Source organism: Maribacter sp. PR66 (genome assembly GCF_028464205.1).
Taxonomy (GTDB): domain Bacteria; phylum Bacteroidota; class Bacteroidia; order Flavobacteriales; family Flavobacteriaceae; genus Maribacter; species Maribacter flavus.
Window position 1 is genome coordinate 205,014 of the sequence record NZ_JAQPCH010000006.1, and the last position, 14,685, is coordinate 219,698.

The window sequence follows — 14,685 nt, forward strand, 5'->3', positions numbered from 1 at the left end:
TCTACTGGATTTAGATATCCTTGGAGACCTTATGAAATCGCAATGTTCGTACCATCCATTTAGGTAATGGTTTATGCGGATTTCGTTTTTTTAAATCAAGGTAGATACCCAATGGTTTTAAAATAGGTACTTTATGGGTTTCCACGAATTCTATTAAGGTTCCATCTGGGTCTTCCACATAACTAAAATGGCCCGCCGCGTCGCCCATATCAAAACTTTGGGCGCTATCTACGGTAAATGGATAGTTTAAGGAGGCTGCACGGTTCCTTAATTTTTCCATCCCTTGTACATCAAAACATACGTGGATATATCCTAAATCACCCCATAACCTATCCTCGAATATTCTATTTGGTTTTCTATCCAATGCTTGCAGTAATTCTATTTGGGTTGGTCCCAACAACTCCCCAAAACCACCAAAATTAGGTCGGGAATGCGCTAGTACCACTTTCCTGAATAAACCAAAATTTGTATCAGGTGTGTTGTTAAGGGGCAAATCTAAAGTTTGGTCCGATACCAAAATACTATAGCCCAACAAATCACTGTAGAACCGTATCGATTCCGATATTTGTGAAACCCCTATCACGACTCCCAGCACGCCACCCGTGCTCAAACTTGTCTTATTAAAAAAGTATCTATCCTGTACAACTTCGACCAGATTGTCCCAGGGGTCCTGAAAATAGAAAGAAATTCCATTCTTCACAGTTTTATTTATACCTGTCAAATATTTTAATTCCAGCCCCCTCAACGAATCATAACTCTTCTGAATATCGTTGCTCCGTATTTTCATAGCATTTATCCCTAAATCACCAAGAATTATTGGGAATTTGGGTTTTTGGGGAGTTCTGCTCAAAAACTGCCAGATTTCCAAACCACCCCCTCCCAGCATATTTAAGGACAAATAAGCATTTCTATGGCATATCTCACCACTTGTATACCTTTTCATGAGTACTGCCGGCGCTTCGTCCTTGAAAACAAGAATATCAAAACCCAAGTGCTTTCTATACCAATTAAAAACTGCCTTGGTGTCCGACACTCCTATACCTACTTGTTGTATGCCATTTATGATGTCAGGTGTTGTAGGGCGTTCTGATGAGTTTGTCATGAATCGTTTTTAGTTTTTTACTTGGATATCCCAACCTAAACAGGATTACAAGCAAGAGGTTGGAAAGGTTCACCCGTAGATAGGAGTTGGCTTCGTACTTTCTAGCAGATACTATCAAATCGTTTTTTATGATCTTGTAGCGTATCCCATTCTTTTTCATGCGCTCAAAAAACTCGAAGTCCTCCATCAAAACCTGGGTTTCCTTAAAACAGCCCAAGGTTTCAAAAACTTGTCTTATTATAAACAAGCATTGATCACCACCACCTGTAAATATGCCGTCCTTAGCCGTGAAATATGAATTGATCTTCAATGGCAAACTTTCCCTATCGAACCTGTATGAAAAGAATCCGGCGTCAAATCCACTCTTTATAGTCTTCTGGATATCGAACAAGAAGGAGTCCGGTGGTTTTACATCGGCGTGCAAAAAAGCCAAGACCTCCCCTTTTGCCAATTTGGCCGCTTCGTTCATCTGGCATGCCCTACCCTTCTTAGTGCACCTTATAATATCGGCCTTATCCAGGGTTTCCCTTTTAAAATCCATTTCGCTCTCAGGTGAAAGTGCCACTAGTATTTCAAAGGGAACTTGCGAGGAAAAGCTTGACAATCTACCGACCAATAGGTCGATATTTACGGTTTCTTTATGCGATGGAATTATAATACTGATCATAGCAACAAATAGGTCGTTCCCCAAGTCCGTAACTTTAATTTTCAGGGGATTTTCTAAATCTACGGAATTAGCACCATAAGGGTTTTAAAATCGTCACTATAATTCTTTAGATTCTACTGAAAGTTCAAAAATAATTTACGACAAAGATTAAAACAGCAAAGGATATACTGTGGTAATCCCAACAATAATTAAGGTAGTCTATAGGTTATCAAAATAAAACCATTTACGGATTCGTACGTAGGTACTAAAAACAAAACACATGAAGCGTTCAAAATATATAGCAGACTACTTTGGGGCAAGCCTACGGTGCATTCACCAAAAACAATCCTTTAATTTAAAGGCAGGCCTCCGAGAATTCTACCACTTGGCGGTGCCAATCAACTTACTTTTTATCCTATTGATAGGCACTTGGAACGGTTTTGGCCAAAGCACATCCAAGTCCGAAACTATTGACTTCAACAAGCTTTCGGTAGAATTCCTGGTCAAAATCAAGAACCAAGAAAATACCCAAAAAATCCAGGATACCTTTTCGAATGTCACCATTAAGGAATTGGAAGATGCCCTTGACACGAACCAAAAGAAATTGGCTTTTTGGGTCAATATTTACAATGCCTATATCCAGGTAATACTGGGGAACAACCCAGATTTGTATAAGGATCGAAGCAAGTTTTTTAAGGCGGACCAGATTTCTTTTGCCGGGGAAATGATTTCCTTTGAATTGATTGAGCATGGCATCATAAGGGGGTCTCAATGGGAATATGGTTTGGGGTTTATCGGTAAACTATTTCCTGGGGAATTCGAAAAAAGATTACGGGTAGAAGAGCCCGACTATCGAATCCATTTTGCCCTCAATTGCGGCGCAAAGGACTGTCCTCCCGTAGCCATTTACGAGTGGAAAAGGTTGGATGAACAGTTCGCCAAAAGTACCAGCAATTACCTGAAGCGGACCACGGAGTACGATGCAGGCAAAAAAGAGGCAAGGGTAACATCCTTGTTCAGTTGGTTCAGGGGAGATTTTGGCGGTACGGACGGTATAAAGGAGATATTGAAGCAGGAAGGCGTGATTCCGACCACCAAGGGCATTGATCTTGAGTACAAAAATTATGATTGGACCTTGGAATTGGATAATTTTGCGACCCTTTAATGGAAGTGTCGCCAAATGAACCATCTTTCCCAAGTAAAAAAAATCTGTATATTTCTTTTTGTAATACTGGGTATATACTCGGCTACCTTACTTCCCAATCTTAGATTTTCATTTGATTTTAGTCAGTTTTTTCCCGAAGAAGATCCAGATCTGGAGTTTTATCAAGATTTTGTGGCCGAATTTGGTACCGATGATAATTTTCTGCTCATCGCCGTTGAAAACAAACCTACCGTTTTCAATCAAGAATTTTTGAAGAGATTCCATGCTTTTTCGGAAGACAGCAAGGACTTTGATTTTGTTGAGGAGCGTTCATCCTTAACGACATTATCCTATCCACTTAAAACTAGCTTTGGTTATACCCAGTTGCCCATAATCCATTTGGATGACCCTTCGGCCTATGAAAAGGACTGGGAAAAAATTAAGCAGGACAAGCTTTTTACCAATTTCCTAATAGATCAAAAAGCTACCTCTACGGTTGTTGCCCTACGCACACAGGACGATATCGATTACCAACAGGCGGAGATTTTACTTTCCCAGGTACGGTCGTCCTTAAAGAAACATCAATTGGATGAATACCATATCTTGGGGAGGGCCTTCTTTTTGGAAGCCATTGTGGACATGCAAAAAAGCGAAGTCTTAAAGACCAGCATCATAGCCGCTATTTTAGTCCTGATTATTTTATTATTGGTGTACCGAAGCCTGCCCTTGGTCCTTATTTCAATGTTGTCCATAAGTGTTTCCCTTTTACTTTTTTTAGGCATTTTGGCACTTTGGGGAAAAGAACTGAACGCTATGGCTGCCTTTTACCCTGTTTTGATGCTCATTGTTGGTACTTCGGATGTGATACACGTAACGGACAGTTTTATACGCAAAATCCAGTCGGGAATTCCTAGATACAAAGCCATCCGTTCCTCGCTTCGTGAAGTGGGACTCACTACCTTACTGACATCGGTCACCACGGCGGTGGGCTTTATGACGCTGTTGTCCTCCAGGTTGGCCAGCATTCAGGAATTTGGCATCAACGCAGCTATTGGGGTCATGGTGGCTTACATCACCATTATCTTCTTTACCGGATCGCTGTTGATAAGTCTTCCCGAAAGGATGCTGTTGGGAAGAAAAAGTGTCTCAAAGAAATGGGTGGACCTACTTCAAGGAGTGAACACTTTCACCAAAGATTATCCAAGACCCATTCTGTTAGGTACAACGGTGTTCACGATTTTATGCTTATGGGGTATCAGTCTGATAAGTACCAATTATGAGTTTAAAAGAACGTTGCCCAATAGAAGTGAAATTGCGGCTGATTTTGAATATTTTCAAAATAACTATGCCGGCTTCCGGCCCTTGGAAATCGCGGTCATGTCCAAAAACGACTATTCAGTCTTGGACTACTCCGTAGCATTGGAAATTAATAAATTGATGAATTATTTGGCCGAAATTCCTTCTATAGGCAACCTGCAATCCTCCAATTTACCATTCCAAGTGTTGCACAAGGCACATAATCTAAATAAATCCGAATTTCTGACCTTACCCGATGATGCGGCCACTTTTGAAAAATACAAGAAGGATATCCAAAAATTGGGAAGGCAGCAATTGGAACGGTTCGTAAACAAGGATGCCTCCATGGCACGTATCAATGGAAGATTACAGGATATAGGCACGGATAGCTTAAAACTGGTATATGAGAAGATTGAAAATTATGCTGACACTAAACTGGATACCACACAAATAAAGGTCAAAGTAACCGGAAAAAGCATGCTCTTGGATAAAAACGCGGAATACATTCGAAGCAGTCTGCTGGAAGGGCTGTTCTTTGGCCTACTGCTCATTGGCGTCATAATGGTCTTGGTGTTCAGGAACTTAAAATTATTTATCATTTCCTTGATTCCCAACATGTTGCCGATTCTTTTTGCCGGTAGCGTACTGGGCTATTTGAATATCCCATTGGAAGCTTCCCTTTCGGTGGTATTTGCCATTGTATTTGGTATAGCCGTGGATGATACCATACATTTTTTAGGGAAATACAAACTTGGTATCACGCAAGGACTCACTCAGGAACAGGCCCTGGAAAAGACATTTGCACATACAGGAAGGGCGTTGGTAATTACGACCGTTATCCTCTTTTTTGGGTTTTTGGTGCTCTTGTTTTCAATACACCAACCCAGCATTACGATAGGCATCATAATTAGCGTAACCCTAGTAACCGCTTTGATTTTGGATATACTATTGTTGCCCGTGTTAATCCGTAAAATGATAAAGGAAGCGTAATTTATTTTCTATCCAAAAGTTTTTTTAGTGAACGATGGGCCAGAATTGTTTTTCCTAACAATAGTACCATAAGAGCAATCCACAAAGAAAAGAGTAGGTATTCCATAACACGTGAATTTTAAAGTTTCGGTTTGGTTAAATCATATCCTATTTAAAAGTTTTGGGGCTTATAAATAGATTTAAATATGCATTTCACCGTTAAATATATGTATTTCATCCTGTCCATTGTTAAAAATCGGTAACTTTTCGATGAAATGCATCCTGATAAAACGCCATGACCAAAAGGTCATGGCGCAAACAACAAAACAATCCAACCTAAAACAAACCGGTAATGAAAAAATAGTACTCCAATTACAGTTCTTGAATTTGCCTTTCCATTAACGGGCCCAATTCATACACTGCACCAATAAGTTCCTTTTTCAAATCCTTTACTCTTTCCGCATCGTTATTGGCCTTATAGACTTCGGCAGCATGGTACAGAAGGGCAGGTTCATACGTTTTATGAAGTACATAATTATCCATCAATTCCTTGGCCTTTTCTATATTGCCCATCTTTAGGTGGCTATACGCCAACCAGCTATAAGACTCTGGCGTAGGTCTGTTGAAAACCTCCTTCTTTGCCAGTTCCAATGCCTTTTCATACTGCGCGGTTTCATCAATAAACAATCCTACATTGTAGGCGTTGTACATATCGCCATAGGATGGGTTATCCACTTTTTGGAAATATTCGTTTAAGTTTTTGAGGCGTATCAGGTCATTGTCCATGTAATCGGCTATTTCCGCCTTAAGCAAATAGTAATCGGGAGCTTGATAGTTCTTTGTTACAGAATCCAGTATTCTAAGGGCCTCCTCCGGATTTTTATCATTGGAAAACACAATCCAGGCAATGCCCTTTTTCGCATAGGCATAATTGGAATCCAGTTCCAAAGCCATTAAGTAGTGGGCATAGGAATCCTGTAGTCTTCCCGCATGACCATAATAATCGGCCAAATTGGTGATACTCCACAAGATTAGTGCCTCGTTTTTGGAAGAAATAGCAATAGCCTTGGCCTTCTCCATAAAGTTGATGGTCGTATCCAAATCGCCCTTGTAGTCGTTCCATTTTGCCAACCGGATCAAGTATCCAAAGTCCTTCATATTCTTTATGCTGTCCAAATACTTTTCTGCAGTATCGTAGTTTCCCAACTCCATATGAACATCAAAAAGTAGGTACCGATTTTCCCTGGGATCCGAACCAATTTCCCGTGCCTCTTCCGCCAAGACCAACGCTTCCTTAAACCTATGCTGTGATATGTAGTTTCTGGCCAAGGACCTTCTATACCCTGCCCTGCCTACGGCAGCTATTTTTACGGCTCTTTGGAGACTTTTCTCCGCTTTTTTTAAATACTCAATATCACCTGTCTCCTTAAAAAAACGATTGTACTCACCCCCTACTATCCCAAAACTAGTCAGTTGCATACTGTCTGCCCTGATCTTGGAATTCCATAGTTCAAAATATTTGGAGGTTGTTTTTGGGGTCTCTACCGTTAAATATTTATTGTAATCATTTGCATTGGCCACCTCGTACTGTTTCTTTTCTGAACAAGAAAGTAGTACGGTAATTAGTGCCAAAAAGTATAAATAGCGTTTCATAATCTGTTTATTTGGATTGTCATTTAGAATTTTAAAATAAGGGGGAGGTTTTAAACTCCCCCTCGCTCCTCTTTTTCATAGTCTTTATTCAGGAGCTCCCAAATAAGGGAATGTTGTAGCTATGTCCGCGGTTAGGCCAACCCCGTCCGAGGTCAATCTTGGCAAATCTGGTGTTCCGTCCATATCAATGTCCTGACCACTAAAGCGATCCCCTTCCATACCACCAAACAATAAAATCAGGGAAACATCGATTACATCATCCTGAGGCCTTCTACCGGTCAATGCAACTTCGTCACCATCGGGCACCAAAATTCTTCCATCCATATCATTATCGGTTCCTGGATCAAAGTAGGTCGTTGGCAGATCCGGAGCTACTTCCAACACATCGGCAGCCAAATATCCTGTAAGCGTGGCCGCATCCAAACCTAGGATATTGGGTTCATAGTTAACATCTTCTGGGTTAGCTCCCAATAAATTGGCGTACACGTCATGATAGGCTTCCAATCTAGCCTCAAAACCAGCTTGGAACATGGCGCCCATTTGAGAAGGTATGGCCATGTTGTGCGCATTTTTTGTTTCGTCATCAGCGCTCAACACTGTATTAATCCCCGGCCTTCCCATAAAGTCTATCTGCACGTAGGTTCCTGAGAAATCTGGCATCATAGGTCCCATTCCATCTTCGCAAGGTGTGCAGGAACCCCCGCAATCGACAGCCGTTTCATCTCCGTTCATGATACCATCATCGCACGTTGCATTGGCCATTGGAGGAGTAAAATCATCATCGTTGTTACAGGCTACCAGTGTTAAAACGGTACAGACCGTAAGAAACAAGAACTTTATTTTATTTAGTTTCATCTTTTTATTTTTTTAGCGATCGTTATTATTGTTTTGCATTGGTAGTCACCCAAGTCTTGTAAACCGTTAAGCCCAAGGCATTTGTTGCCGTTGTTTCCCCTAACATGGTGTTGGGAATTTCTACTACGATAGACATGGTATTGGCCCCATCAAAGGTATCGACCGCTGTAGTGTCATCATCTGCTGTTGAATTGGGGTCTCCGGCAGGCTTAAATCCTTCAGGTGCCATTCCGCCTATGACCGCATTGAATTGAAAAAAGTCAAAAAAGAAGGCATCCTGCCTTGGCCCTGCAAATAGGGAAACACCACTGGAAGTCGTTTCCACAATGGCCGTATCAACAGAAATATCAACAGAACCCAATGGACTATCGACCATTACCTGACCGCTAGTTCCTGTGGTAGTTGGGGCAACAGGACCAAAGAAATACATTTTTCCATCCCTAGGAATCGCTTGTATAACCAAGTCTTCAACTAAATCCCCATTAGTATCGATATTGATTTCGGTCAACACATTTTCATCGAAGGTACCATAGGCCAAATCTGGCAGTACATTCGACTGAAGGTCTACGGCAAACACCGTGTTGTCCGAGCCCAAGGATGGCTCAAAAGCGTAATAATCGGCAATATCAGCACTGGTTCCCATAGAATCCGGAGCATCGATGTGGTCCGCAGCTACTAAGAGAGCCGCAATGAGGGACAATACCCCAAGACCGGTAATAAGATTTTTGTTTTTCATTATTAAAGTTTTTAGATTAAATCACCCTTACCTACGGAACTGAATATTAGAAGTTTGCTTTTAAATGTTAAAGTATTCTTAATATATTCCCGATATCAATCTCTTAAAAGGAACAGAAGCAATTTGATTTATTATTTTCTGGGTTAGCCCATAGAACAAATTGTGTAACAATTTTGACCAAGGAACAGAATTGGTAATTTGCTAACTTTGCCACCTCGCAATAAAAACAAAATGAACCCATCGGCAAACGGCTGGATAGATAAGTTTGGCTCTCTGGTAAAATACCACGATGGGAGATACACCTGTTTTGATATTTTATTCGAGGACCTAAACAGTTGGGGCTTTGTCTACGGCATTAATACGGGTTTCCCAGATTTCATTACCCCGGAGCATGAGTTTTCAGAGGATGAAAAGGCCAAGATCAATTTGTTGACCGCGCTCTATTTCACCTTAAAAATTGCACAGCCACAAACCGATTTTCAAGATTTTCTTGAAAAGATATTTCGGTTTTACGAGACCTTGGAAGTCAATAAAGTTTCTTTTTTGGGAAAACTCTTCTCCGGAAACAAAACCTCCTCAAAGCTTGAGAAAATTCTGGATTCAAGGGTGTATCTTGAGGATAATATTATCAGCAAAACCTTCAATAGTTCCATTACGAATTCCCTCCTATTCATTGATGTGCTGCTATTTAAAAGGTATCTAATGCATGCAAAGGGTATTAAAAAACATGCACAACGGCTGGAATATCTTGCCATCAACATTACTTATCATGCCCTGACTTCCAAGCGGAAGAACAAAAAGGATAAAAAGCTGGCGCAATTATTGGCCTCGTCATTGACCTTTATCGATGGTGATTCACAAAAGTTTGATAACTCTTATAGAAACCAGTTGCTTACAAATGATGACCTATGGGAAAAAAGGTATCTTTTGAAACTGGCATGTTTAACGGTTTGGGAAGATGGATCCCTGGAATTTATGGAGTCCGAGTTCATAAAGATCCTAGGAAAGGACCTCCAATTAGATGCCCACACCATAAAAAATTCCTTGGCGCATGTTTCCAATTTTATAAATTCCAACAAGGAAACCATTCCCTTTTTGCAGGACCAGAATATGGCCATAAAGTTCTACGACAGTATGTCCAGACTGGTCAACCGTTTAATTCTAAGGAACAAAAAGAGATTACTCAGGGAACTTTCCGGAAGTGCCGAGTTGGTGTCCTTGCTTTCAAAATCCACCGTAAGGGACCTTACGAAAGAGGAAAAGAAAAAGGTGCAAACCCAATTGCTGGATATTTTTAAGAGTATACCGTCCCTGGCCATCTTCCTGCTTCCTGGGGGCGCTATCCTTTTACCTATTTTTATTAAGCTGATTCCTACCCTATTACCCTCTGCATTTGATGAGAACCGGGTGGAGAATGAGGAGTGACAGTTGGCAGTTGGCAGTAACAGTTGGCAGTAAGCGTTAAGCAAAAAATCACTTTTAATTTTTCACTTTGAACTTTTCACTTTCCACTCACTCCAACCACAGCTTAAAATCCTTTACGCGTTCCCGGCTTACAATGATTTCCTGCTCCGAAAAGGAATTGAGTTTGATTTGTAAGCGCGAATTGGTGTAGGAAATAATGTCCTTTATATAGTTTATGTTCACGTAAAATTTGCGGCTCACCCTAAAGAAAGTATCGGGTTTGAGTTCCTCCTCCAGATTTTCCAAGGTGGTGTCCAGTAGATAGTTCCTACCATCTGAAGTGGCAGCATATGTACCTTTATTCTCACTGTAGAAGCATTCTACCTCATCGGCATTTATAATCTTTAAATGCTGACCAACCCTGGCAGTAAAACGCTTTTTGTACTCACGCTCCAACGGATTTACCAGTAGCTTTTTGATATCCTCAAAATCCAAACTTAATTTCTTGGCTTCGGGTTTTAGGTTTCGGTATTTTTTTACGGCGCTCTCCAGTTCCTCATCGTCAATGGGCTTTAGCAAGTAATCTATACTATTGAGCTTAAAGGCCTGAAGGGCGTATTCATCGTAGGCCGTTGTAAAGATGATGGCACTTTTTACATCCACTGCATCAAAAATTTCAAAGGAAAGACCATCGGACAATTGAATATCCAAAAAAATAAGATCGGGATGCTCGTTCTCCTGAAACCAGGCGATGGATTCCTCTACGGAATGTAACATGATAGAAACGGCTACATCCAACTCGCCGAGTAAACGGCCTAGTCTTCTGGCGGCCGGTTTTTCATCCTCAATGATAATTACGTTCATACGAGTGTTAATTCAAAAATTTATAGTTCAAAAAAATAACTCTTACTCTCTCATTGAACCTTTCTCTTCCTCTTCTCTCAAAAATTTTTCCATTTGCCTTTTCTCCCAATTCTTGATGAATGTAGGCTTTAGTTCCTCCCATGATTTCGATTTAAACCTAAAAACATAGAGTGCGTGGGCCAATAAACCTATTCCCCAGAGTATGGGAGTTCCTATAACGTTCCAACTTACCCAACCACTAAAGTTTGGGTCCTGCATCCAATCATATTCACCTTTGAACCAATTGAATAGGTTCAATTTAACGATTATCAAAAGAGCATTTATAATGATATACACTCTTAGATGACTGTAGAATTTTTTGATCTGCTGCACCTGTCGTTGCGCCTTTTTATATTTCTCCGATTGTTTTAGACTACCTTCCATGCCTACCGAATTTTTCAGCTTCACGCTTATCCTCTTCCATAAATTTCTGAATCTGTCGTTTCTCCCATTCCTTTGAAAATAGCGGGTTATAGGAAAACACTTTCATCCCATGGAAAAATAGGCCTATGCCCCAAAAAAACCAGATAGAAAAACTTCCAAAATCCAGGACATCCCAAAAATCCGCCCCGCTTCCCATCCTACCAATGATGGTGGAAATGGTAATAAATGTGTTCACTCCAATATATGCAGCCAAATGCCAGTAGAAACCCTTTAGTTCCTTAAGCCGTTCTTTGGCCCTTTCCATTTTGTTTTGATCTCTTTCCATTACTTCCATTTTGTTTGTTCCTCCTCCTCCTGCATCAGTTCGTTAATTTTACGTTCTTCCCAATTCTTTCCTAGAATTGGGTTAAATCCAAAAGCTTTTACTCCTTGGAAAACCAGCCCTATGCCCCACCCGAAAGCGGCCCACAAAAACCACGGATAATTCCATTCGTTCAGCCAATAATTTAGTCCGGCCAAAAAGCCAATGAAGATTACATAGGACAGTGCACTTGTATAAAACTTTTTTATGTTTTCAACCCGTTCCTTGGCCTTAAAGTATTTTGATTCTTGATCTCTGTTATTCATGACGTTACGTTTGTTGATTCTTCGGTTACCTTAAAGATACCGTTTTCCTTAAAGTTTGTCGTTCTTCATAAACTCTTCCAATTTTCTTCGTTCCCAGTCCTTTCCAAAAAATGGGTTATAGTCAAAGGCATTGGCCGCATGGCCCAACAAACCCAAGCCCCAACCAAAAGCGGGAAAGAAGGCCCAGGGAAAACTGGTAGTTTGATAGTTGATCCATATCAAAAACGGAATGACGAGGCAATATGCCAATAGATTGCTATAAAAACCTTTGATTTCGGCCACTTTTTCCTTGGCCCTTCGGTATCTGTAATCGCTCGTATTTTCCATAATTTTTTCATTTTAGGAAGGTATTTCTTCCGGTTATTTTTTATTGATATATCAAATTTCAGGGATTATCAGGGGTTTTGAAAAAGTGGTTTACCCAATTGTACAATTTGAAGGATAAACTGTCATCCGGAACGGTAGGGATGGAAAACGATGTCTATAAATAAGAATTTTCCATGGAAGTATGAAGGTATCCATCAAGGAAAGCATCAGAAATCATCCTTGTCCATAAGCTCCTTGAGCTTGCGCTCCTCCCAACGTTTCCCCCAAATAGGGTGATAGCCAAAAACCTCCATACCGTGGGTCAACAGACCAAAACCCCATCCAACAACCGGAAATATCACCCAAGGAAAGCTTGTGGTCTTATGGTTCAAATAGACCATAAATGGAATAACGATACAATAGGCTATAAGGTTCCCGTAGAAGCCTTTGATATTTTCCACTTTCTCCTTTGCCTTCTGATAGCGCTTGTCCTCGATGAATTCCTCTTGGGTCTCCACAATGGAAACTTTTTGGGTCAACATTGGAAGTTCTACGGTGAAATTACCGTCGGTTTTATGGATTTCCATTTTTCGGTGGCTCAAAAGTTCATAGCGCTGCTGAATATTCTGTAGGCCAACACCACTGCTTTTCTTGACCACCTGTTTTTCCTGAAGGTTATTTGTTACCTTTAAATTCCCGTCTTCCTCGAAAATCCTTATATGCAAAGGTTTTGAAGCGTTTACTATGTTGTGCTTTACGGCATTTTCAAGTAATAGTTGTAGGGAGAGCGGAACGATCTTAGCCTCAGGATTGGAGGAATTTTCCGGAATATCCAGAACGATACTGTCCTCGAAGCGCATTTTCAATAGTTTCACGTAGGTTTTGGCGAACTGTAACTCCTCATCCACTGAAACCAAATCCTTGTTTTTTTGTTCCAATACATATCGATAGACCTTGGAAAGCGAGGTGGTGAACTTTTGGGCCTGGTCCGGGTCCTCTTCGATCAAACTTGTTAAAACGTTCAAACTATTGAATAGAAAATGGGGATCTAACTGGTTCTTCAAAGCATCGAACTTCGCCGATGCCGTCCCAGCTATTACCTTCTGCTCCTTGACCTTACTGTCCTGTAAGGCCTTATAAAAATAAAAGGCATGCAATATCGCCGAGACCAAAATAGCAATGAGCAAGGTATAGAAATAGGTTGAAAAGTCTTCGTTCCTCAAAAATTCCTGAAAACTATTCCCAAAATAACCTACTTCTACAAAGATTCTGGCCAGGCCATAGGAAAGTACCGTAAGGAGTATCGATCCCACAGCTCCAAACCATAGCCGTTTTTGCGTTTGGGTTTCCCAACTGAATTTTTCGGAAAGGAAATCGTTATAAAAGATATTGCATGCGGTAATTGTGAAGGCATATACGAAGGTAATCGCTACATCCTGCAATTCATGCTTCCATACAATACCATTCTGCAGGGCGAAAATGATATTGATTGCAGAAATACCTAGCGTAATATACAAGCTTATCCTTAAAACCTTCCTGATGGTTTCAATAGAAAACTTACTCTCCTGTCCCAAATCTTTTGATGCTTCCATCGCACAACATTATCCATTACAACTTTCATGGGTTTGCTTCGCCCTGTCCTCCCCCCAATTGGGATAAAAAGGACCTTTAGGCTTAAAGTTAGCAAAAAGTTCCAAGGACCTTTCCACATCCTTACAAAATGGGGCGGTATCCTGACCAAAATAAGCTGCGGATCCCATGTCCCACTCCGCCTTTGAAAACACCACCCTAGGGTTATCCGGCGCAATGCGTAAAGCTTCATTGTATAGGGAGACAACCTTGGCAGAATGGGTCATTCCATAGGTAGCCCCATCAAAGGCGATCCATGCCGTATACAGCATGGCCTGTTGGACCATAATCTCTGGGTTATTGGGCGAAATCCGCTTGGCGATGTCCAAAAACTGTTGGGCCTTTTCCAATTGCTGTTTCAATTTACTTTCGTCCTTTTCGCCAAAGGAGTTGATGGTATTGATTTGTGCTACATAATAATAGGGCAGCCAATTATCTTGCTCCGCATTGCTTATTCTTTCAAAAAGATTGGAAGCTTCCATGGACTTGCCCTCGCCCCAAAGCGTAAAGGCTTTTTCCATTCCTTTGGTAAATTGATCTTGGCACCAGGCACTAGTAGTAAGCACTACTAGCAGCAGTGTGATAATTTTTTTCATTTTGAACAGCTTTTAGTGAATTTGAATTGAATGTTTCAATGTTCCGCCCAATAGCTGAAATTTTGCGTCCCGCCATCTTGGGGGACCAAATCTTGAAGGTGCGTTGTTGGAAGCTCCAAAACGTTCAGTAGGCAGTCCAAAAAGCCGGTTTAGCTTTCCGTCGTTGTCCTTGTCGTGAAACACGGAAATGGCATAAACCCCTTCTGGAATATCCCTAAAAATAACTGTGGTGACCCCATTAGCTATTTTTCCGAAAGCTCCCTTAAATGGCTTTAGCAACCAACCCTCCTCAGAATTGTAAAGTCCCACCAACATCTGCCCTTCGTCGTTTTCCATCCCAGTAATTTCCAGTTCTATGGTGCCCATGGTGGCGGTTTGCGCCATCCCTAAGCTCAACCAAAAAATACAGATGATGGTAATAAGACATTTCATTGG

Annotated in this window: 16 protein-coding genes; 3 read left to right on the forward strand and 13 right to left on the reverse strand. The window is 41.0% G+C overall.

The genetic code is table 11. The annotated features are described in order from the left end of the window. Positions 1–10: 10 nt before the first annotated feature. Both PP181_RS12405 and PP181_RS12410 read right to left on the reverse strand, forming a co-directional pair. Positions 11–1,102: a VOC family protein gene (locus tag PP181_RS12405; protein ID WP_272637350.1), complete on the reverse strand. Its 1,092-nt coding sequence runs from the start codon at positions 1,100–1,102 to the stop codon at positions 11–13. Next, positions 1,068–1,769, reverse strand: a complete 702-nt coding sequence (locus PP181_RS12410; protein ID WP_154918879.1) for a glycosyltransferase — start codon at positions 1,767–1,769, stop codon at positions 1,068–1,070. The genes PP181_RS12405 and PP181_RS12410 overlap by 35 nt, the downstream gene beginning before the upstream one ends. A gap of 259 nt (positions 1,770–2,028) precedes the next feature. Here PP181_RS12410 and PP181_RS12415 point away from each other — a divergent pair, with 259 nt between their 5' ends. Together PP181_RS12415 and PP181_RS12420 are read left to right on the forward strand one after the other, a co-directional pair. Further along, on the forward strand, positions 2,029–2,913 hold the full coding sequence (locus PP181_RS12415; RefSeq protein WP_154918878.1) for a DUF547 domain-containing protein: 885 nt from the start codon (positions 2,029–2,031) through the stop codon (positions 2,911–2,913). Positions 2,914–2,928: 15 nt separating this feature from the next. Next, on the forward strand, positions 2,929–5,178 hold the full coding sequence (locus tag PP181_RS12420) for an efflux RND transporter permease subunit (RefSeq protein WP_272637351.1): 2,250 nt from the start codon (positions 2,929–2,931) through the stop codon (positions 5,176–5,178). Between the two features lie 351 nt (positions 5,179–5,529). Here the strand turns inward: PP181_RS12420 and PP181_RS12425 are convergent, their stop codons facing one another. The 3 genes from PP181_RS12425 to PP181_RS12435 all read right to left on the reverse strand — a co-directional run bounded on the left by PP181_RS12425 (position 5,530) and on the right by PP181_RS12435 (position 8,401). Continuing rightward, positions 5,530–6,810 (reverse strand): tetratricopeptide repeat protein, encoded by a 1,281-nt coding sequence (locus PP181_RS12425; protein ID WP_272637352.1) that lies wholly within the window; start codon positions 6,808–6,810, stop codon positions 5,530–5,532. A gap of 84 nt (positions 6,811–6,894) precedes the next feature. Continuing rightward, positions 6,895–7,665 carry a DUF4331 family protein gene (locus PP181_RS12430; RefSeq protein ID WP_272637353.1) on the reverse strand — a complete coding sequence of 257 codons (771 nt, stop codon included), beginning with the start codon at positions 7,663–7,665 and terminating at the stop codon, positions 6,895–6,897. 25 nt (positions 7,666–7,690) lie between these two features. Beyond that, the gene (locus PP181_RS12435; protein ID WP_272637354.1) at positions 7,691–8,401 is read right to left on the reverse strand and encodes a DUF4331 family protein; all 711 of its coding nucleotides are present in this window, start codon (positions 8,399–8,401) and stop codon (positions 7,691–7,693) included. 231 nt (positions 8,402–8,632) lie between these two features. Here PP181_RS12435 and PP181_RS12440 point away from each other — a divergent pair, with 231 nt between their 5' ends. After that, positions 8,633–9,826, forward strand: a complete 1,194-nt coding sequence (locus tag PP181_RS12440) for an LETM1-related biofilm-associated protein (protein ID WP_272637355.1) — start codon at positions 8,633–8,635, stop codon at positions 9,824–9,826. A gap of 87 nt (positions 9,827–9,913) precedes the next feature. Here PP181_RS12440 and PP181_RS12445 read toward each other — a convergent pair whose 3' ends face one another. The 8 genes from PP181_RS12445 to PP181_RS12480 form a co-directional block, all read right to left on the reverse strand. Next, positions 9,914–10,669: a LytR/AlgR family response regulator transcription factor gene (locus tag PP181_RS12445; protein ID WP_272637356.1), complete on the reverse strand. Its 756-nt coding sequence runs from the start codon at positions 10,667–10,669 to the stop codon at positions 9,914–9,916. Positions 10,670–10,711: 42 nt separating this feature from the next. After that, positions 10,712–11,092 (reverse strand): 2TM domain-containing protein, encoded by a 381-nt coding sequence (locus tag PP181_RS12450; RefSeq protein ID WP_138259741.1) that lies wholly within the window; start codon positions 11,090–11,092, stop codon positions 10,712–10,714. Then, on the reverse strand, positions 11,082–11,417 hold the full coding sequence (locus PP181_RS12455; RefSeq protein ID WP_240042786.1) for a 2TM domain-containing protein: 336 nt from the start codon (positions 11,415–11,417) through the stop codon (positions 11,082–11,084). Before PP181_RS12455 ends, PP181_RS12450 begins: the two co-directional genes overlap by 11 nt. Next, on the reverse strand, positions 11,417–11,719 hold the full coding sequence (locus PP181_RS12460) for a 2TM domain-containing protein (RefSeq protein WP_272637357.1): 303 nt from the start codon (positions 11,717–11,719) through the stop codon (positions 11,417–11,419). The genes PP181_RS12455 and PP181_RS12460 overlap by 1 nt, the downstream gene beginning before the upstream one ends. A gap of 48 nt (positions 11,720–11,767) precedes the next feature. Continuing rightward, the gene (locus tag PP181_RS12465) at positions 11,768–12,046 is read right to left on the reverse strand and encodes a 2TM domain-containing protein (RefSeq protein WP_272637358.1); all 279 of its coding nucleotides are present in this window, start codon (positions 12,044–12,046) and stop codon (positions 11,768–11,770) included. A gap of 206 nt (positions 12,047–12,252) precedes the next feature. After that, positions 12,253–13,617 (reverse strand): 2TM domain-containing protein, encoded by a 1,365-nt coding sequence (locus PP181_RS12470; protein WP_272637359.1) that lies wholly within the window; start codon positions 13,615–13,617, stop codon positions 12,253–12,255. A gap of 9 nt (positions 13,618–13,626) precedes the next feature. After that, positions 13,627–14,250, reverse strand: a complete 624-nt coding sequence (locus tag PP181_RS12475; RefSeq protein ID WP_154918867.1) for a hypothetical protein — start codon at positions 14,248–14,250, stop codon at positions 13,627–13,629. Between the two features lie 12 nt (positions 14,251–14,262). Further along, positions 14,263–14,682: a DUF2141 domain-containing protein gene (locus tag PP181_RS12480; RefSeq protein WP_138259747.1), complete on the reverse strand. Its 420-nt coding sequence runs from the start codon at positions 14,680–14,682 to the stop codon at positions 14,263–14,265. Positions 14,683–14,685 lie beyond the last annotated feature (3 nt).